Origin of the sequence: Archaeoglobus sulfaticallidus PM70-1, assembly GCF_000385565.1 — an archaeon.
In the GTDB taxonomy this organism is placed as follows: Archaea; Halobacteriota; Archaeoglobi; order Archaeoglobales; family Archaeoglobaceae; genus Archaeoglobus_A; species Archaeoglobus_A sulfaticallidus.
Map to the genome: position 1 here is coordinate 198,330 of NC_021169.1, position 17,797 is coordinate 216,126.

Below are 17,797 nucleotides of genomic sequence, written 5' to 3' on the forward strand. Positions count from 1 at the left end.
TTAGTCTGATTTCTTCATGAACCTTAAATATTTCTCCTCAAGAATATCCTTCAAATCATATATCAGATCTGCAAGCTCCGGCAGTATTCGAAAGACGGTTAGCGAGATCAGGATTAAAGCCAGAGTTGCGAGAATCTTGGAAATTATGTGATGGGCTATGTAAAAACTATTCTCACCAAACCAGGAGTAGCCAAAGCTGACGGTTATGAAAACATTCCTCAAAAGGTTGAGTACATATATCACCGGTACGGAAACCATGAACGCCTTCAGTTTTCTGCTCCAGTCTGCCCTCATTCCAAGTGTAGCCCCAGCAAAAAGGGCTATACTCTCTATTCCGGTGCATGCGAGAATTATCTCAACGCACTTGCCGTTAAGATAGAGAATCCTGTCGCCGTACATCTGAATGTTGTAGCCAAGAAAGTTGGCGAGCATAACAGTCAGTTGAGCAGTTTTGGATATTAGAAAATCTCCAAGAAATCCATTCATCGCAAATGGGAAGTAAAATATGGCTGAAAGGGCTGAAAATGCACTCAAATTCAGAAAGGTATTCAGCCTGCTGACATCCCTTTCAGCGATTATGGCTATTCCAATTAATGTAAAAAGTATGAACGCTGAAACTATTATCACGGAGTTGAAATAATCTCCTATGTCAAGATAATACGGCAGCTTCGTTATCCAGCCAAAGCCAAACAGTATCCATGAAAAACCGCCGATAATGCTGTTTTTTGATATAACGAATGCGAACATCAGGGCTGCTGAGATTACAATGATAAAATCCATGAAGCAAAAAGATTTAACTCAGATACTTAAACAATTCGTTTGTAATGTTCGATTTACATATCCACTCAAACTACTCCGACGGAAGTTCTCCAATAAGAGATATTGCAAAAAAGGCAAAGGAGAGGAATCTGAAGGTTATTGCAATTGCGGATCACTCTATGGAGCATAAATTTGGACTGGACGAGGCTAAGGCTGTTAAAAGACAATTAGAGATAGAAAAGTACTCCTCAGCCTACAACATTGAGATACTGTCTGCCGTTGAATGCGGAATTCTTGCCGATGGGGAAATCATGATTCCAGATTTTGACTTTGACATAATCCTCGCCTCAATACACGCAAACATAAGCTTTAAGGAATACAATCTGAGGGTAAGGAAGTGCATTGAAAAATATGATGTCGATGTAATAGCCCATCTGTATTCCGAGATGTTCCATCCATTCGATTTTCAATTGAACGACTGTGTGGAGGATGCGTTAGACCTCATAGACTTCATAAAGGACAATGATGTTGCTATCGAACTGAATACAGCCCATAACTCCCCTCCAGATGAGATTCTACTGCGCTGCAGGAGAATAAAATACTCTATCGGCAGTGACGCTCACTCCCTAGCAAGAATTGGTGATGTCAGAGAAGGTTTTAAAAAGGCCAAGACCATTGTAAAGGACGGGAGGTTCATAATTGAGTGAATGCATAGTTCTCACAGTAGATGCGATAGTGCCCTACAGGGGCGGAATCGTTTTAATAAGAAGAAAGAACGAACCGTTTAAGGGATACTATGCCCTTCCCGGTGGGATAGTCGAGTACGGGGAGAGTGTGGAGTCTGCTGTGTTGAGAGAGCTTAAGGAAGAGACCGGACTTGATGGGAAGATTTATAAGCTGGTCGGTGTATATTCAGATCCTAATCGAGATCCAAGAGGTCATTTCGTGTCAGTGTGTTTTATTGTGAAGGGCAAGGGCAGGCTCAAGGCCGGAAGTGATGCCAGAGAAGTTGGAGTTTTTTCGCTTGATGAGCTTCCCGAGCTTGCCTTTGATCACAAAAAGATGATAGACTCAGCAAGGGGTGATTTAGTTGGAATTCTGTCCAAAATGTAAGAGCATAATGATATACTACCAGAACAAAGCTGTTTGCAGGAAATGCGGGTATGAAAAAGAAGTTGGAGAGAAGAGCGTTGTGCTCGTTACGAAAACAAACAGAGAGGATGTTCCGGTTATAGAGGGGGAGAACATCAAAACGCTCCCGACAACAACTGCCATCTGCCCGGAATGCGGGAACAGAGAGGCATACTGGTGGTTAAGGCAGTTGAGGGCTGCTGATGAGAGCGAGGTAAGATTCTTCAGATGCACGAAATGTGGAAAGACCTGGAGAGAGTACGATTAACTTACCTCCTCCTTTTTCTTCGATTTTCCTTTAGATAAATCAACCAGAACACGATCCAGAACGAGCGATCTTATCTCATCCTGATCCCTGTTAGCATCCACCACCAGTATATCAACATCCTCATCCTCAATCGACAGAAATATCTCCCTGACCCTGCTCAGATACTCCTTCCTCTCGAACTCATTTGGCTCATCTCTATTCTTTATCCTTTCCAGAGCTTTTTCTGGATTTAAATCCAGTATTATGAGCAGATCAGGCTTTGGAGCTATCTCCTCATTCATCCTTTTCAGCTCATCTGGATCAAAACCCAGTGCACCCTGATATGCAATGGTTGAGAAGTAATACCTGTCCATAATCACTATCTTGCCGCTCTCCAGAGCAGGAATTATGTTGTTTTTAACATCGTACTCCCTGTCCAGAAGGAAAAGTCTCAGTTCTTCCTCAGGTGAGAGCCTAGACTTATAAGACTCCTTTATCTTTTTCCCCCACTTGCTATCGGTTGGCTCTTTGAGCAGGATCGCATCATATCCAAGCTCTTTAAGCTTCTCAACCAGAAATCTGGCCAGAGAGGTCTTTCCCGAACCATCTATCCCCTCAATAGCGATAAGCACAGATGTCAATAGCAACGAAACTTTAAAAGTTTTTCAATTGCACGGTTTTAGCACGGTTTTAGCAAGAAAAATAATCGAGAAATCAAAAAATTTATTATTAATAACAGTCATAAAAGCTAAAATATGAAGTTTAGATTGTTGTTGCTGATCAGTTTACTGATCCCTGTTCTGGTTATTGGCTGCACAGAAGAGAAGGCTCCAACCAAGACTCCAACTCCTGTTCCAGCTAATGTCCTGAAGATTGGCGTTCTAATTCCCAAAACCGGCAAGTTCCAGACTTCCGGAGTGGTGATGGAGAATTCAGCCAGGCTCGCAAAGAAGCATATCGAAGAGGAAATGGGAATAAAGGTTGAGCTTGTTTTCGCCGATTGTGGCGATTCTGCAGAAAAAACGAAGTCAGCATTTCTCGAGCTGTCCGATAGCGTTCTGGCAGTTGTCGGAGCGTATTCAAGCACACAGGCAATTGCAGCAGCAGATACTGCAATGGAAACGAAAACCCCGTATATCGTGAGCGTAGCTTCAGCCGGAATTATCGAGCAGAAGGTGAATGAAGGAAATAGGTATGTTTTCAGAAATGCCTACAACACCACATACTGGGGCGAACTTGCAGTTGAGTTCCTGAAGCTATCGAAGGCTGAGGGTTACTACTTCCAGGGCTTCCAGCCACTCAGCACATTCAATCAGGGAATGCTGAATGTCATAAAGAAGTACAAGGAACCCGTCGCTGTGAGCTACTATAACCCATCCGTAGATCCAAAGGATGTTCAGAAGAAGGCTGTCGAGGCTGCCAACGCTGTTGGCGAGCATGATGTTCTGATACTAGGAGATCCCGGAAGGCTATCGATATCATACCTCAAAGAATACAGACAGAACGGTGGAAAGGGAATAGTGTATTCAATCGGTGGAGTTCTGGCTCTGCCTCAAACGCTCAAAAATCTCGAGAGTGCAGAATACACTGCCTTCCAGTCCGCAGCACTTGACAAAATAAAGGTCACAGAGTACACCGAGAAGTACTTCGAGGACTACAGGAAGGAATTTGGCGAGGATGCCAACAACTACGCTGGAGTTCTGACATATGATGCCATCCTTATTCTCGCAAAGGCGTTTGAGAAGTCTGGAGACGATAAGGAGATGCTCATAAAGGTGCTGGAGGAGGGAGAGTTCACCGGAGCTTGCGGCGTGTACAAGTTCAACGAAAACCATCAGGCATTGTGGGGAAGCGAGAAGCTGAAAGGCAAGATATCAGAATGGGTTGATGGTAGAGCTGTTGTTCTATACCCAGAGGAGTACAGGGAATCGGATGTTGTATGGCCATAGGCTACGAGTTGTTCTCTTCCGCAATTTTTTTATCAATTTTTGCGACATGCATAAGCCTTAATTTCAGAATCTCAAAGTTCCTTAACCTTGCCCTAGGTTCAGTTTATGCTTCGGGAGCATATATCTCATATCACCTGTACCATCTGTCTCAAACAGGATTCGGCTTTATTTCTTCGATAGCTTTGAGCATGTTAGCCGGAATCGTTCTTGGCGTGACCCTTTACATTTTGATTAAAAGAATTGGTAGCAGCATGCTCGAAGCCACAATTATCAGTCTGGGTTTTGGTATTGCAGTTGAGGAGATTCTCAGAATTACCCACTCCAGCGGATACTACCTCATAATAGAGGATCTGAATTATACAATCTTTGGAATCAGATTATGGGAGCTGTCCGAGATCATTCTCTTTATCCTAGTTTTCCTCTCGTTGGCACTGATTTATCTCTCAAAATTCGGAATAAGGGTTAAGTTCGTTGAAGATGATCCATTGCTCGCAGAGATATATGGTGTTGATGTTGAAAAGTACTCTCTGATTTGCATAGCTCTAACCTCTTCAGCAATATGTGTGCTCGGAGCAATGTCATCGTTCTCACTCGCAGTCTCTCCATCGATAGGCTATCTCCCGCTGATGAGCGGGATCGTGATAGCCTCACTCGCATCGATATTCAGAAGCGTCGGGATCATGCATTACATCAAGATAGCGATCATATCCATATCATACTCGATCCTGATGATGGTGATCTGGTGATCTGATGGAAAAAGAATACTTCGAAAGAATCAGACTGGCAAGAAGGAAATCTGCTGCTCAGGCAGCATTACTCTCGCTTCTAGCCATCGCTCTGCTACTCCCATTCCACCTCAAGTGGCTGATCAACCTCGCAATCCTGTACTCCATACTAACTCTATCATGGGTCTTCATGGAAAGATATTCAGGAAGAATAAGCCTCGGACACACAATACCTTTCGGTCTGGCAGGGTACTTCTCCGCAATACTGAACTTCTACTTCGGAGATTTTTTCTACGCTGGATGGATTCCTGGATTCGTCGCATCATCCATAATTTTCTTCATTTTAATGGAAAAAACTGAGAGAACAGGTTTCGTCTTCATAACATTCATACTCGGTGTGCTCATCTGGATCATCTCACCACTGATAACAATAACAAAGAATGGCGAGATTTATGGCGGTGAAGAGGGTTTCTCGATGATCCACATCTCAAGGGATTGCATATACCTAACATCTCTGCTCATATTGCTCATGCTGTTTTCATTCATGAAATATTTTGAGATCAGCCATTACGGACTGAGATTTAAGGCGTTCAGAGACAATGAGGATTCTGCCAGAGTGTTGGGCATCAGATCTCACAGGGTTAAAGCCGTAACCTCCCTGATATCAGCCTTTTTCGCATCGGTAGCGGGGAATCTGTATGTGCTGCACTTCAACCATGCAAGTCCGGAGCTTTTCTCAGTCCACCTCGCGATATTTCCGTTCATAGCAACCGTATTCTTCAGAGAGCCCATAACTGGTGCGATAGCGGGTAGCTTCATAATAGTCCTGCTCTCAGACTACCTGAACTCGATATTTCCCCAGTTCCATCTCATGCTGTACGCAATCATCCTGATCCTTTCTCCCAAAATCATGAACTGGAGGGAGAGGTTTGCTGAAGGTTAAGAATGTCTCCAAGCAATTCGGAGATCTGGTTGTGCTGAGAGAGATCAATCTAGAAATTGACAGAGGAGAGGTTATTGGTATATTCGGGCCAAACGGATGTGGAAAATCAACACTCCTGAGAATAATTTCCGGATTTGAAAAGCCGAGTTGCGGGAAGATAATAATGGAGGGTAAGAACATCACGGGGTTCTCGGTAGAGAGAAGAGCGGAGATAGGAATAAGCTACGCTTTCCAGATTCCCAAGCCCTTTGAAAGTTTAACCGTATTCGAGAATGTTCTGGCAGGCTTTCTGCTGAGGTATGATGAAAAAGAGGCCGCAAGAAAAGCTTCAGACTTGCTCAGAAAATTCGATATAGACCACATTTCAAACAGAAAAGCCACATATCTTTCACAGGGAGAGCTGAAACTGCTTGAATTATGCAAAAGTGTTTCAACCGAGCCCGAACTCTTGCTGCTCGATGAGCCATTTTCAGCCTTGGATAGAGAAAACTCAAAGAATGTGATGAAGAAAGTCAGACTAATGAGAGATGATGGCATAGCGATGCTGATAACCGCCCACAAGAAGAGAATTCTGGAGAGAATATCTGACAGGATTTTCTCGATTGAAAATGGGAGGTTGATTGTGGAGGGTTGAAGAAGTGATGCTGGAAGCCAGAAAAGTTAGTGTTAAAGTCGGGATAAGAGATATAATACAGGATGTGGATTTTTTCATTAAAAGGGGAGAGATTAACTTACTAACAGGCCCAAACGGCAGTGGGAAATCGACCGTATTCAGGACGATGGCTGGCTTGGTAAAAGCTCATTCTGGATCAATATATCTCGATGGAGTTGATATAACCGATTATCCACCACATCAGAGATACAGGATGGGGATAGTTCTGGCTCCAGAGAAGATGAGGGTTGCGGAGAATCTGACAGTTGAGGAGAACATAAGGATCGGTGGTGAGATTGAGAGAGTTTACGATTTATTCCCAAAGCTCAGGAGACTCAGAAACCATAAGGCAAAGAATCTGAGCGGTGGAGAGAGACAGATGGTTGTGTTCGGGAGGGCTATAGCCTCAAACCCGAAGTATCTTCTGCTTGACGAGCCTTTTCAGGGTCTTCATGGAGATGCTGGAGATATTGTACTGGAGGAGATCCAGCGAATTAAAAAGAGAGCTGGCATTGCAGTGATAAGTCATGAGAGGGTTGAAGATCTAATAGAGATCTCCAGCAGAATCACACTGATGATCTCAGGAAAAGTTATACATAGTAGAGAGATAACCAGTTCAGATGAGGTTATAAAAAAGCTGAGGGAGTACCTTTTGATTTAGGTGAGGTTATGGCTGAGTACAAGGTATGGTTCGGGCGTGTGAGAGACTGTGAAGTGGTTGAGAGATCAGATAACTTATTCGAATCCTTCTCTAACTGTAAAAATCCTAAAATTCCTTTTTCAGTTAAAGATGCTGGATTGAAGGTTTTTAAATCCGAAAAGGAGTATTACAACACCCTGAGAAAAGTATCCATTGCAGTTGCTGAGAAAAAAGTCGATGAAGAGCTTAGAAGTGATGAAAAATACCTCATAGCTCTGCTCAAAACCCTAGATGAGCTCGATCTCACGATTAACCTTCTCAGCGAGAAGCTGAGAGACCTTGAAGATGTCAGGGACACTATCATATGCGATGAACTTAAAGAGCTGATAAAGAGCACCAAGCAACTCAGAAAGAAGGTTGAGGATGAGATCAACTCAAACTCGAGAAAGCTAATTCCGAACATGAGCGAGATTCTTGGGGGGGTTATAGCAGTCAGGCTGATAGAGAGAGGTGGAGGGCTTAAAAGGATCGCAGAGCTTCCAGCCAGTACGATCCAGATACTCGGTGCTGAGAAGAGCTTATTCAAAGCCCTCTCAAGAATCAAAAAGGGCAGGAAAGCAAAAACCCCCAAACATGGAATAATATTCCAGCACCCATACATCAGAACCCTTCCAAAATCGATGAGGGGAAAGATGGCGAGATTCATGGCCGGAAAGCTTGCAATCGCTTCGAGAATTGACTTCTTCAGAGGAGAACTCAACGAGGATCTGGTTGAGACAGTCAGACTGAAGTACGAAGAGCTTAAAAAGCTTAAAAAGGGTTGATAGCATGAGCCTTAAAGGCATTAAAATAATAGAGAAAATAGCGAATAAAACCTACCTCGCCGAGATCAATGGCAAAGAGACCATCGTCACCGAGAGCAGAAATCCTCCGCATTATGGAGAAAAAAAGATCGGCAAGTACAGGGAGTGGATTCCGTACAGGAGCAAGCTCTCAGCGATGTTTATGAAAGGACACAGAATAGACATCAAACCGGAATGGAAGGTTCTGTATCTGGGTGCGGCGAGCGGTACCACAGTAAGCCACATCTCCGATATTCTGGATTACGGATACATCTATGCCATAGAGTACTCCGCAAAGCCGTTCAAGAAATTCCTTGAACTCGCCATAGAGAGGCAGAATATAATCCCAATCCTCGATGATGCCGGAAAGCCTGAAAACTACAGTGGGATAGTGGAGAAGGTTGATTTTATCTACCAGGATATCGCCCAGAAGAACCAGATAGAGATATTCACAGCCAACGTGGACTTCTTTCTGAAGGATGGTGGTCATGGGTTGATAATGGTCAAGGCCCGCAGCATCGATTCAACTGCCGAGCCAGAAAGTGTTTTCGAGAGAGTGATTGATGAACTGAAAGAGAAGTTCAGAATTGTTAAGTCTGGAGGGCTTGAACCCTACCACAAAGACCACATCTTCATCCATCTCAAAGTTTGATTTTCCTCGTGCTTTTTGTTTTCAGAACAGGCAGAAGATCGTGCCTCTTTTTCTGAACCAACACATTTCTTATAGCTCCACCCAAAGCATCAACCTCTCCTTTTTTCGCAGAAACCGGAAAGATTCTGTGCTTCCAGTTCGTCCATGGTGGGATCATGCCAAGCTTTTCAGAAATGGCATTCAGAGTGTAATCCTTCTTCTCAACCTTGTCCATCTTATTAACAGCCAGAAACACCTGAAAATCAAACTCATTCAGGAAATCATACATCTCAATATCTATGGGAATTTCACCCCTGCTCTCCCACCTCTCTACAATCTCCAGAAAAGACTTTCCGTCAACCACATGAATCCCGCATATGATCCTTTCAGCATTAGACTCAATGTAGTGGACAATGAAGTCCTTAACCCTCTCATTGAAGTCTCTCCTGACCCCATGAATGTACCCATAACCCGGCAGGTCGGTAACCAGAAGATCCTTATAGACCAAGGTGTTCGGCTTTATTGTCGTTCCCGGCCTCTTACCTTTCTTAACCTCTTTGCCAAACAGCCTGGAGAATAGGGTTGACTTGCCAACATTCGATCTGCCAACAAATATTATTTCCAGCTTTATTTTCTTGGAATTGCTAAAATAAAGCATTTGGGTTATCCGCTATCACTATTCCACTATTCACTATTCCACTATCCATAGAAGATGTTCATGATGAACACTACCGCACCAATAATTAAACCGAAAGCGAAAACGCTTTTCGGATTGATCTTGATCTGTGTTTTCTCTTCCTCAAAGTACCTCATTATACCCGCTGAGGACATCAGAGGTGGTGTCTTATCCTTCCTCTTTGCCATGATAAATGGTTGCGGGAGTTAGTATATAACTTTAATGGTATTTGGTTATTAGTTCTATTACTGGCTTACTGAATATTGCTGCAAAACGGCATCCGGAAACCAAAACCTTTTTACACCTTAAATTAAATCTGAGAAAAGTTAAAGGTTCAAAGAGGTTCAGTGAGGCTGAGAGGGCTGAGGAGGGGAACGAATGAGAGGTGAAGACCATGATCACCCATCCAACGAATGGTTCAAGGCTGAAAGAAGCTATATTGATATCGTTCCCCTTCCTGATAGTATGCGTTGTTCTTGACTTCTTTGCAGGAGCTTTTCTCGGCAGTTTTTTTGACAAGATAATGAACCATTATCCAATAATCCTTGTTATCCTCCCCGGGCTCATGGGGTTGAGGGGAAACATCTTTGGAGCAATGGCCAATCGTTTCTCAACCCTGCTCTACTTAGGAGAAATGGAGCCAAGGATCAGAAAGAACAGAAGAATCTCAAGCAACATATTTTTGAGCCTTATTCTTTCAATGCTTCCTGTTGTTATTCTTTGGGCCGTTGGGAGCTTGAAGGTTATGGATTTCAGCATAGCGATTGTTGTTTTCTTAATCGCAATATCCTCCACGATTTTTGCAAGCCTCATTCTGGCCTATTCCACAGCATTGGTGACAGTTATACCCTTCAGGAAGGGGACTGATCCGAACTCAATAGCTCCACCGGTAATAACATCCATAGCGGATCTTGTCACAATACCCCTCCTTGTCGGATTCATGCTGCTGTACGAAGTTTCTGGTATAACATTCTACAGCCTCACCCTATCCGCCTTTATGCTCTTCGCGTACATGCTAATTGCTGTAAAACTTGGAATGGATGAGAAGAGAGCCCTCAAGGAAATGATCACTATCATTGCTGGTTTAGCGGCGATATCAGCTATCTCTGGAGGAATACTCGAATCCTACAGCGATGTAATCTATGCTTCAACAATCTTCAGCGTGATGTATCCAGCAATTCTTGATAGCTCAGGAAACTATGGGTCGATCATAGGTGCCAAAACATCGACAATGCTGCATCTCGGTGAGATTGGGAAACCCCTAGACAGGAAAATAGTCTATGAGATTCTTATCTACTCGATGACCGGTATACCTCTGGCTGTGATCATGAACTCCCTCGCAACCCTCATCGTTAAGGTTACTCTCGGAAAAACAGTTGGACTCGTTCCCATTTTCCTTCTGCTATATCCGATATTCCTGCTCTTTGTGATGACGATAGCTCACCTGATAGCCATAGTCTCAGAGAAGGTTGGCTTCGATCCCGACAACACAACCGTGCCTGTTATAACCACCATCGCAGATATGATAGGTACTGCATTCACGGTTGTTATGGCTTTCCTGCTGCTGTAAGCTTTAGTATGCTTTAGTTACCCTTATTCTATCAACTTCATCCCGCTTTTGCTACACCTTGCACGATCTCATATCTACCTCAACTACCTCTCCTCCGGGTTCAACTTCCTCAAAGATCTGCCCCTCAAACCTGTATATTTCTGTCCCATCCATCAGCCAGCAGTCAGGAGGCAGTCCAGCTTTCATGCATGTTTGCGATAGAAATTCTTCACTGTCAAAGTTGAACTCGATCGCCACCTGGGGTAACAGCAAGCCTGAAAAAATTCCTCTCTTTATAAGCAAACCGTGCCTACCGATCTCAACCTGCTCTGAAATTTTTCTTACATCCACCTCTATTTTTTCCGGAGGTGTGAGGATAGTGACCTCAACAGTAACAACATCAAGCTCTTTTGTGCTTAGAGGTCTGAACCTCGGATCCTGAGTTGCAGCAGATATTGCGGATTCGATTATTGCCTCATCAAGCCTCTTGTATGGATATGGAAAGCCTATACATCCTCTCAATTCCTTGTTCTTCCTGAGCGTTACGAAAACACCCCTCTTTTCGGCAAAAACTCCATCATATCTTGTATCAATAACCTTCTTTTCTTTTAGATATACCTCGATTGCATTTCTGGCAAGCTTCACGGCCTTTATACCTTCTTCAAGTGTGAGAAGTTTGGTCATAACAGTAAAAAGATCCAAGAAAATATTAGTTTATCGTATATGGTTACGCTAAACCATGTTCTTATTTATCCACCTGATCAATTCACCTTTCGGCATCGCCCCAACAATCTTGTCCACAGGCTTTCCATTTCTGAAGAATATCAGGGTTGGTATCGCCGTTATGGCAAACCTGTTCGCTATAGCCTGCTCTTCAGTTGTGTTCACTTTCCCGAAGACCACTTTCCCATCGTACTCCCTTGCAAGATCATCGATAATGGGGGCAATCATCTTGCATGGAGCACACCAGTCAGCCCAGAAGTCTAGAACAACATACCTGTTCTTCAAAATCTCATTGAAGTTTGATTGAGTTACATTAACGGGATAGTTTATCTTCTCCATTTTCTCACCCATCATCCTCTCCATTTTCTCCATTAGCTTCTTCTTCCGGATTATCTCAAGCTCATCCATAAATCCCAATTTCCCGATCAGCTTTTTGAAGGTTTCGCAATAGTGAGTGATGACCGCATTGATATAGATCACATTAATTTCAACCCAAAATCCTCCTCACAGCATCCATTCCTTCCTTGATTAGTTCTTCAGCCCTGCTTTTCGTCGTAGCCTCAGCAAAAATCCTCACTATTGGCTCCGTGCCTGAAGGTCGTATGAGAATCCAGCCATCATCGTAGTCTATCCTCGCACCATCTGTAAAGTTCGCATCCGGGAACTCCTTTCTCAATCCATCAAGTAACTTTCGCTTGTTATCGCATCCCATCTTTTCTTTTAAGGTGTAATATCTCGGAATGTCCTTCACCAGCTCAGATATTGGTCTATCTTCCTTAGCCATAAGCTCCAGAACCTTCGCCGCACTCATTGCCCCATCCCTTGTTAGCTGAAACTCTGGAAAGATCAGTCCACCATTTCCCTCTCCTCCAAAAACGGCATTTATTTCCTTCATGACTTTAACAACCACGGGAGAGCCAACAGCAGTATATACTATCTCCCCTCCAGCCCTCAACACAGCATCCTCAACACATTTCGAGCTTGAAATGGGAGTTACAACCTTCCCACCAAAGCTTCTGACGTAGTATTCAGCCATTAAAGCGAGCATGACATCTTCAGATATGAAGTTGCCATTCTCATCAACGAAGGTTGCCCTATCCGCATCCCCATCATGAGCTATACCCAGATCCGCTGATGTCTCCTTGACAACCTTCTTTAGCAGCTCAACATTCTCCTCAACCGGCTCGGAACTTCTCTGCGGGAAAGTTCCATCAGGATGTGCGTTAATGGATATAACCTCACAGCCAAGCTCCTTGAGCAGTTGTGGGGTTGTAAAAACGGCTGCCCCATTCCCGCAATCAATAACAACCCTGAACTTTTTCTTCGCTATAAGACCCTGATCAACCCTGCTTTTGATTCCATCGATGTAAAGCCTCCTGCAATCATCCTCAAAAACCTGTCCCACCTCATTCCATTTCGCAAGCATGAAGTCCTTGCTCTTGTAAACTCTCTCACTCTCCTCATCCATCTCCCTCGTGAACTCCGTCCCATCGCTGTGAACGAACTTGATTCCGTTGTACTCTCTGGGATTGTGGCTTGCTGTGACTATAACACCACCGGTAACATCCCTCATCTTAACATAGTACTGCAGTGCGGGAGTTGGTGCTACTCCTAAATCGATAACATCGCTTCCAACAGAGGTTATGCCAGCGATAACAGCACACTTCAGCATCTGCGATGAGATTCTTGCATCCGTTGCTATTGCAATTCTACCCTTTCTAAGGCTACCGATGACCCTTCCAAGATTCAGAGCCATTTCTGCTGTTAATTCCTCATTTGCAACTCCTCTAACACCATTAGTACCGAAAAGTTCTCCAGCACCACCAATTCTTGTCATAAAAGCAAGTAGATTTGATAGTTTAAAAGGTATTCGAAATTCGGAAAAGTATCCAAAAGGTAATTAATCCCCAATGCGAAGGTTATACGGCGATGATGAAAGGACCCCTCTGAACCATGATGAGGGTATTGAGTTCTGAGCCATCACGACTTCTGAAATTCCCTCAGGAAAGATGTTGCGTAGCAGCCCTTTGGCAGGAAGAACTTCATGAAGACATCTCTTCCATCTATCTCATAGTAAAGCTCATCAAAGTCTATGGGTATCTCCGCAGACCTGAACTCCCCTGAGGATGAGAACTCCTTATGCTCATGCCTGAAGTCTTCAAAGCTGATGTCATCCTCTGCCAGAATATCGAGTAGCCTGTCTTTAACCCACCCCTTCACTTCCGTTTTATAGCCGGGAAGAGGCAGGCAGAGAACGGCCCTTCCAACAGATATCAGGAAATCTATTCTCTTCCTGTTTCTAACCTCAACTGGATTGCCCGCAATCGTTAACCTACCATTCCTGATCCGGATGAAATCCACGATGTCCTCATCACAGATCTCTCTTAGGGTTTTGAACTCCGCTATCCTGTCAGAGAGGATCCTGTTGAAGACATAGGACTGATAGGCGTGAACGAACATCATCTTCAGGTTCTTTGGCAGGCTTAGAAGTGCTTTTTCCTCAGAGTTCTCTTCAATGAGTTTTTGCAATAATGTTCTCTCATACCTCAAATGCTTTGGCAACTCCCTCAACCCAAATTTAGGATCTCTTGACTCCCAGAGCTCCTCCCTGATCTTCCTTACCTCCTCATTCTCTGAAACAAAGGGCTTTGCAACATATGTCCAGAAAGCAGCCCCATAATCCCTCTTCAGAATATGAAGGCCTACTATATGTGTTATGTACCTTATCGTGCCGAATCTCTGGGTTCCAAAGAAGTTGGGGGAGCCTTTAACCTTCAACTCCTCAATGGTTTCATCTATTATTTCGCTGTCAGCATCGCTTTCCGTAATTCTTATTTCAAACTCATTTCCGATCAAATCTCCAAGCTTCAAAGCCCTGTTGCTCCACCCAATGACTTCTATCTCAGCATCCTTTATATGCAAGCCCTCAAGCTTTTCAGCCACTTCTCTGGCATTGGCTATTGAATAATACTGAACCGTAAAAGCCCTCTTATCTTTTGTTCCAGCATAACCAATCCTCTTCTGGCTTATTCCAAGCTTGTTGGACAGAACTCTGGCGAAGTTTATGGTATCCCAGTTTCTCTTAGCCACCCTTAAGATCAGATGCTTGCCCTCACCAATTGCCACATCAGCAACCTCGGTTACCTTGAAGTAATCCGGTTCCTCCTTTATTAAGCCGCCTATACCTCCTGTGGAGGTTATGTATCCCCTTATCCCAACCCTGTGCTCGACATTCATTTCAGCAGAGGTAAGTTACCGGTCACCCTATCAATCTTTTTCTCCTCGTCAGGACCTATCGCCAAAGCTGTTACTGTTCCCGGTGGAATCTCAGTCAAACCTGCATCTCTGACCAATGCCGTAACAAGACCTTCCTTTTCAGCCTTGTATTTAACCATCATCATTTCCTGCAAATCCTTAACTTTGAGAACTATCTTCTTCTGACCGCTTTTTCTCCATGCATCGACGATCTTTTTATTTGAGGCTTCATATCCAAGAATAGAAGCATGTGCAACCTGAACGGACAACTTCCCTCTTGAAAGCTTTAAATCGTCCCTCACAACAATTACCTGCTTGTACTCCATAGATATCCCCGGCAACTAGTTCTCGCCAAAACCGAAGACATTCAATTCCTCAATGCTGACTGGCTTTGATTTCTCATTGAACCATCTCTCACCAACCTCTTTTGCTTCATCCTCATCAAATTCGGAGATATGGATGTTTTCAGCATCAACTTTTTCAACCCTATCCAGTGGAATTCCGATGAACCTTTCTCCCACCTTTACAATGATCATGTTCTCATACACATCAACACTCTCGCCTACCATCGCTCCATTGCAGTAAACGAACTTGCATATCATGTCAAAATTCCCCATCACCTTCACCTTCAGTTAACTTAAACTTGGAAAATATAAGTTTTCTGTGCTTAAAGCAAACCTAAACAAAAACCCAAAGCAAAAATACTATTATCCCCAAACCAAACTGCCCTTGATGATCGCAGTGGTGCCATTCAAGTACAGAAATCCAAAAACGAGGTTGGCTAAAATACTGAGCTTGGATGAAAGAAAGAAGCTCGCCATGACCATGCTAAGGGATGTTCTCAGTGCATTGAGCGGAGTTGACAGGGTTACCGTGGTTGTTCCGGATGACGAGAGCGTTAAAGCCTGCAGCTTTATTAACGCAAAGTTTGAGAATGCCGAAGTTGTAATGGATGATAGAAACCTTGACGATCTCGTGAATTATTTCATCGATAGTCATGGAGAGGTCGCTGTTGTGATGGCTGATTTGCCTTTATTGAACGAGAAGATTCTGTCAAAATTCTTTGAAACTGATGGAGATGTTGTTATCGCTCCCGGAAGAAAGGGTGGAACGAACATGTTACTCGTGAGAAACAGGATGTTTAGAGTTTCGTACCACTATGGAAGCTTTATGAAGCATTTAGCAATAGCCAAATCCAGAAAGTTGAAAGTAGTTGTGTTCGACTCGTTCTATTCCAGTATCGATATAGATGATGAGTCAGATATTCTGGAGCTTTTGATACATGGTGAGGGAAAGGAGAGTTATAAGTTTTTGAGCTCGATTATGAGCGTTGACTGCAGTAGTAAAGACCCGTACATCAAACGAAGAACTTGAACAGAGCCCATGCAACCAAGAGCATTATGAAAGAGTGTCTGGTTCCTGTTGATATTCTCGAATCTGCAAGAACTCCTGCAACAACACCATTTCCGAATGCCTGAATGAAGGCCGCTGAGAAATAAAGGAATTTCATTTCCTCTAAAGTAGTTTTTGCCCCAGCTCCCATTACGGCAGAAGCTTCAAATAGAGATGGTAGAAATAACTTGTAGAGTACAGCATCTGTAAAAAGAAAAACAAAGAATGCAACATATATAACAAGTAAATAAACAGTCATGTTGCTTCTCCTCTCTTTCTCCAGATATTTCATCTCTGTTATGTGCATGGCAGAAACTTCGAGTGCCTCTGAAATGCTCCCACCAGATCTAAAAGCCTCGATTATTAAAGCAACACCTCTTTTTATAATCTTGGATTTTATAGAAGCAGCGAATTTTTCAAGTGCCTCAATAAATGTGAGTCCTGCTGACATTTGATAGCTCATTTTAACTATGTACGGTGTCAGGAGGCCGTAATCTCCTCCACTCGCTCTCTTTATAGCTTGTCCAAGTGGCATACCAACTCTTCTCGATTCTGCAAGATCAATCAAAAACTTCGCGAAAAGCTCCTCAATTGCAAAAAGTTTCTTGTTTTGATATGCGAGATAGAAGGAAACTGGTCCTGTAGCTGAGAGGGATGCGAAAACAGCAAAGTCTATGTGGTCAAGTGTTACATCGTAAAACTCAATTTCCCCAATATTTCCAATTATTATCATAACCGAAGTAAAAGCAAAAGCTATTGAAAGAATTGCAGAAGTTGAATAAACAAATACTTTTTCGACCTCTATATAATCAAGCCTTCTTTTCAGAATACCTTCTTCTCTCCTTGGCCATGCGAGATACAGCAGTATCAGGATTATGCTCGCAAAGATCAATGAAGCGATCGTGAGGAAATACGAGAAAGGCAATTTCAGTATTCCAGCATAAACTTCAAGCTGAACAATAATCAGAATTGAGAGGATTAGTGTGAGTAGAATAATAATAAACAACCAGATCCCCCATCCTCCATGATAGTACCTCTTCTTTCTGAACTCAATTTCAGTAAAGTATCTGTAGACGTTTGGAAATTCATTGTGAACGAGCACCATTAAGATATTGAGTATTGCAGAAACATTGAGAATACCATAAGCATCGCTCGGATAAAGAATGAGGCCTCCGATTTGTATTGAAATTATTCCTTCCCAGATTAGAACAGAAACTATAGCGAACAGGATTGAGAGTGAAGCTAACAGGAGTGAAAGTCTTTTTCTCTCGCCCCTTTTGATCATGATTTTTGACGCATTCTCTATTGCAACAACGATGAAAATGAGGGTTAAAGCATATAGTAGAGTCCAGACATAAATATAATTAGGTGGCCACTCAAAAATTAAAATTCTAAGCCTTTTCAAAATTGAAAAGACAAGTATAAGGGCATAGAGAGTTACAAATACATTCAACAGGAAAACTGAAATATTTATCGAAAGTGTTCTGGCGACACCATCAGCTTCTCCCTTCCACCTTCTCTTCTCTAAACTTACAAAAGAATACAGGTTTGATATTATTATCAAAATTATTGGAATGTAAAATATGTCAAATTCTAAATTTAGATGGGTAATACTCAGATTACTCAGATACTGGACCAAGAGGTCTTTAATTTCAATAATTTTCGCAATAAACGAGTTTATAA

Annotated in this window: 23 protein-coding genes; 12 read left to right on the forward strand and 11 right to left on the reverse strand. The window is 43.0% G+C overall.

From position 1 onward, the window contains the following. The gene (gene artA, locus ASULF_RS01130) at positions 1 to 780 is read right to left on the reverse strand and encodes an archaeosortase A (RefSeq protein WP_015589856.1); all 780 of its coding nucleotides are present in this window, start codon (positions 778 to 780) and stop codon (positions 1 to 3) included. Between the two features lie 44 nt (positions 781 to 824). Between artA and ASULF_RS01135 the strand changes: the two genes are divergently transcribed. Genes ASULF_RS01135 through ASULF_RS01145 form a run of 3 tightly spaced genes read left to right on the forward strand, consistent with a single transcriptional unit; the run spans position 825 to position 2,158 of the window. Next, a complete protein-coding gene (locus ASULF_RS01135; RefSeq protein WP_015589857.1) occupies positions 825 to 1,466 on the forward strand; it encodes a PHP domain-containing protein in 642 nt (213 codons plus the stop codon). Further along, entirely contained in the window at positions 1,459 to 1,872 is a 414-nt protein-coding gene (locus ASULF_RS01140) for an NUDIX domain-containing protein (protein ID WP_015589858.1), read from the forward strand. Before ASULF_RS01135 ends, ASULF_RS01140 begins: the two co-directional genes overlap by 8 nt. Further along, entirely contained in the window at positions 1,850 to 2,158 is a 309-nt protein-coding gene (locus ASULF_RS01145) for a transcription factor S (protein WP_015589859.1), read from the forward strand. The genes ASULF_RS01140 and ASULF_RS01145 overlap by 23 nt, the downstream gene beginning before the upstream one ends. Here the strand turns inward: ASULF_RS01145 and tmk are convergent. Beyond that, positions 2,155 to 2,769, reverse strand: coding sequence for a dTMP kinase (gene tmk / locus ASULF_RS01150; RefSeq protein ID WP_015589860.1), 615 nt, complete (start codon positions 2,767 to 2,769; stop codon positions 2,155 to 2,157). The genes ASULF_RS01145 and tmk overlap by 4 nt on opposite strands. A 123-nt stretch (positions 2,770 to 2,892) precedes the next feature. Between tmk and ASULF_RS01155 the strand changes: the two genes are divergently transcribed. From ASULF_RS01155 to ASULF_RS01185, 7 genes are read left to right on the forward strand one after another with little or no spacing between them, the layout of a single operon-like run. Further along, complete coding sequence (locus ASULF_RS01155; protein WP_015589861.1) at positions 2,893 to 4,086, forward strand: ABC transporter substrate-binding protein; 1,194 nt, start codon at positions 2,893 to 2,895, stop codon at positions 4,084 to 4,086. Then, on the forward strand, positions 4,077 to 4,832 hold the full coding sequence (locus ASULF_RS01160; RefSeq protein WP_015589862.1) for an ABC transporter permease subunit: 756 nt from the start codon (positions 4,077 to 4,079) through the stop codon (positions 4,830 to 4,832). The genes ASULF_RS01155 and ASULF_RS01160 overlap by 10 nt, the downstream gene beginning before the upstream one ends. Positions 4,833 to 4,836: 4 nt before the next feature. Beyond that, positions 4,837 to 5,754 (forward strand): branched-chain amino acid ABC transporter permease, encoded by a 918-nt coding sequence (locus ASULF_RS01165; RefSeq protein ID WP_015589863.1) that lies wholly within the window; start codon positions 4,837 to 4,839, stop codon positions 5,752 to 5,754. Continuing rightward, positions 5,741 to 6,388 carry an ATP-binding cassette domain-containing protein gene (locus tag ASULF_RS01170; protein ID WP_015589864.1) on the forward strand — a complete coding sequence of 216 codons (648 nt, stop codon included), beginning with the start codon at positions 5,741 to 5,743 and terminating at the stop codon, positions 6,386 to 6,388. The genes ASULF_RS01165 and ASULF_RS01170 overlap by 14 nt, the downstream gene beginning before the upstream one ends. Then, positions 6,375 to 7,067 carry an ATP-binding cassette domain-containing protein gene (locus tag ASULF_RS01175; RefSeq protein WP_169336375.1) on the forward strand — a complete coding sequence of 231 codons (693 nt, stop codon included), beginning with the start codon at positions 6,375 to 6,377 and terminating at the stop codon, positions 7,065 to 7,067. The genes ASULF_RS01170 and ASULF_RS01175 overlap by 14 nt, the downstream gene beginning before the upstream one ends. An 8-nt stretch (positions 7,068 to 7,075) precedes the next feature. After that, positions 7,076 to 7,870: an NOP5/NOP56 family protein gene (locus ASULF_RS01180; RefSeq protein WP_015589866.1), complete on the forward strand. Its 795-nt coding sequence runs from the start codon at positions 7,076 to 7,078 to the stop codon at positions 7,868 to 7,870. A gap of 4 nt (positions 7,871 to 7,874) precedes the next feature. Further along, positions 7,875 to 8,540 carry a fibrillarin-like rRNA/tRNA 2'-O-methyltransferase gene (locus ASULF_RS01185; RefSeq protein ID WP_015589867.1) on the forward strand — a complete coding sequence of 222 codons (666 nt, stop codon included), beginning with the start codon at positions 7,875 to 7,877 and terminating at the stop codon, positions 8,538 to 8,540. Here the strand turns inward: ASULF_RS01185 and engB are convergent. Together engB and ASULF_RS01195 are read right to left on the reverse strand one after the other, a co-directional pair. Continuing rightward, positions 8,530 to 9,177, reverse strand: a complete 648-nt coding sequence (gene engB, locus ASULF_RS01190) for a GTP-binding protein EngB (RefSeq protein WP_015589868.1) — start codon at positions 9,175 to 9,177, stop codon at positions 8,530 to 8,532. The genes ASULF_RS01185 and engB overlap by 11 nt on opposite strands. A 41-nt stretch (positions 9,178 to 9,218) precedes the next feature. After that, positions 9,219 to 9,383: a preprotein translocase subunit Sec61beta gene (locus tag ASULF_RS01195; RefSeq protein WP_015589869.1), complete on the reverse strand. Its 165-nt coding sequence runs from the start codon at positions 9,381 to 9,383 to the stop codon at positions 9,219 to 9,221. Between the two features lie 206 nt (positions 9,384 to 9,589). On the opposite strand from ASULF_RS01195, the gene ASULF_RS01200 reads away from it, so the two are divergent. Then, the gene (locus ASULF_RS01200) at positions 9,590 to 10,765 is read left to right on the forward strand and encodes a magnesium transporter (protein WP_015589870.1); all 1,176 of its coding nucleotides are present in this window, start codon (positions 9,590 to 9,592) and stop codon (positions 10,763 to 10,765) included. A gap of 51 nt (positions 10,766 to 10,816) precedes the next feature. On the opposite strand, the gene ASULF_RS01205 is transcribed toward ASULF_RS01200, so the two are convergent. From ASULF_RS01205 to ASULF_RS01230, 6 genes are all read right to left on the reverse strand, one after another. Further along, on the reverse strand, positions 10,817 to 11,428 hold the full coding sequence (locus tag ASULF_RS01205) for a TIGR00296 family protein (protein ID WP_015589871.1): 612 nt from the start codon (positions 11,426 to 11,428) through the stop codon (positions 10,817 to 10,819). A 48-nt stretch (positions 11,429 to 11,476) separates the two neighbouring features. Next, positions 11,477 to 11,875 carry a thioredoxin gene (gene trxA / locus ASULF_RS01210; RefSeq protein ID WP_048098073.1) on the reverse strand — a complete coding sequence of 133 codons (399 nt, stop codon included), beginning with the start codon at positions 11,873 to 11,875 and terminating at the stop codon, positions 11,477 to 11,479. Positions 11,876 to 11,954: 79 nt separating this feature from the next. Beyond that, positions 11,955 to 13,304, reverse strand: coding sequence for a phosphoglucosamine mutase (glmM, locus tag ASULF_RS01215; protein WP_015589873.1), 1,350 nt, complete (start codon positions 13,302 to 13,304; stop codon positions 11,955 to 11,957). 143 nt (positions 13,305 to 13,447) lie between these two features. Next, positions 13,448 to 14,704 (reverse strand): tRNA pseudouridine(13) synthase TruD, encoded by a 1,257-nt coding sequence (gene truD / locus ASULF_RS01220; protein WP_015589874.1) that lies wholly within the window; start codon positions 14,702 to 14,704, stop codon positions 13,448 to 13,450. Continuing rightward, positions 14,701 to 15,054: a peptidyl-tRNA hydrolase Pth2 gene (gene pth2 / locus ASULF_RS01225; RefSeq protein WP_174269877.1), complete on the reverse strand. Its 354-nt coding sequence runs from the start codon at positions 15,052 to 15,054 to the stop codon at positions 14,701 to 14,703. Before pth2 ends, truD begins: the two co-directional genes overlap by 4 nt. Before the next feature lie 9 nt (positions 15,055 to 15,063). Further along, on the reverse strand, positions 15,064 to 15,339 hold the full coding sequence (locus ASULF_RS01230) for a DUF5749 family beta-barrel protein (protein ID WP_015589876.1): 276 nt from the start codon (positions 15,337 to 15,339) through the stop codon (positions 15,064 to 15,066). A gap of 115 nt (positions 15,340 to 15,454) precedes the next feature. Here ASULF_RS01230 and cofC point away from each other — a divergent pair, with 115 nt between their 5' ends. Further along, positions 15,455 to 16,096, forward strand: coding sequence for a 2-phospho-L-lactate guanylyltransferase (gene cofC, locus ASULF_RS01235; RefSeq protein WP_015589877.1), 642 nt, complete (start codon positions 15,455 to 15,457; stop codon positions 16,094 to 16,096). Here cofC and ASULF_RS01240 read toward each other — a convergent pair. Then, the gene (locus ASULF_RS01240) at positions 16,080 to 17,678 is read right to left on the reverse strand and encodes a type II secretion system F family protein (protein WP_169336376.1); all 1,599 of its coding nucleotides are present in this window, start codon (positions 17,676 to 17,678) and stop codon (positions 16,080 to 16,082) included. The genes cofC and ASULF_RS01240 overlap by 17 nt on opposite strands. Positions 17,679 to 17,797: the final 119 nt, after the last annotated feature.

Excerpts from the sequence above, each read along its gene's own strand:
- artA (WP_015589856.1), bottom strand. The coding sequence starts at position 780 with ATGGATTTTATCATTGTAATCTCAGCAGCCCTGATGTTCGCATTCGTT.
- ASULF_RS01135 (WP_015589857.1), top strand. The coding sequence starts at position 825 with ATGTTCGATTTACATATCCACTCAAACTACTCCGACGGAAGTTCTCCA.
- ASULF_RS01155 (WP_015589861.1), top strand. The coding sequence starts at position 2,893 with ATGAAGTTTAGATTGTTGTTGCTGATCAGTTTACTGATCCCTGTTCTG.
- ASULF_RS01160 (WP_015589862.1), top strand. The coding sequence starts at position 4,077 with ATGGCCATAGGCTACGAGTTGTTCTCTTCCGCAATTTTTTTATCAATT.
- ASULF_RS01165 (WP_015589863.1), top strand. The coding sequence starts at position 4,837 with ATGGAAAAAGAATACTTCGAAAGAATCAGACTGGCAAGAAGGAAATCT.
- ASULF_RS01180 (WP_015589866.1), top strand. The coding sequence starts at position 7,076 with ATGGCTGAGTACAAGGTATGGTTCGGGCGTGTGAGAGACTGTGAAGTG.
- ASULF_RS01185 (WP_015589867.1), top strand. The coding sequence starts at position 7,875 with ATGAGCCTTAAAGGCATTAAAATAATAGAGAAAATAGCGAATAAAACC.
- engB (WP_015589868.1), bottom strand. The coding sequence starts at position 9,177 with ATGCTTTATTTTAGCAATTCCAAGAAAATAAAGCTGGAAATAATATTT.
- ASULF_RS01195 (WP_015589869.1), bottom strand. The coding sequence starts at position 9,383 with ATGGCAAAGAGGAAGGATAAGACACCACCTCTGATGTCCTCAGCGGGT.
- ASULF_RS01200 (WP_015589870.1), top strand. The coding sequence starts at position 9,590 with ATGATCACCCATCCAACGAATGGTTCAAGGCTGAAAGAAGCTATATTG.
- ASULF_RS01205 (WP_015589871.1), bottom strand. The coding sequence starts at position 11,428 with ATGACCAAACTTCTCACACTTGAAGAAGGTATAAAGGCCGTGAAGCTT.
- trxA (WP_048098073.1), bottom strand. The coding sequence starts at position 11,875 with ATGGATGAGCTTGAGATAATCCGGAAGAAGAAGCTAATGGAGAAAATG.
- glmM (WP_015589873.1), bottom strand. The coding sequence starts at position 13,304 with ATGACAAGAATTGGTGGTGCTGGAGAACTTTTCGGTACTAATGGTGTT.
- truD (WP_015589874.1), bottom strand. The coding sequence starts at position 14,704 with ATGAATGTCGAGCACAGGGTTGGGATAAGGGGATACATAACCTCCACA.
- ASULF_RS01230 (WP_015589876.1), bottom strand. The coding sequence starts at position 15,339 with ATGGGGAATTTTGACATGATATGCAAGTTCGTTTACTGCAATGGAGCG.
- cofC (WP_015589877.1), top strand. The coding sequence starts at position 15,455 with ATGATCGCAGTGGTGCCATTCAAGTACAGAAATCCAAAAACGAGGTTG.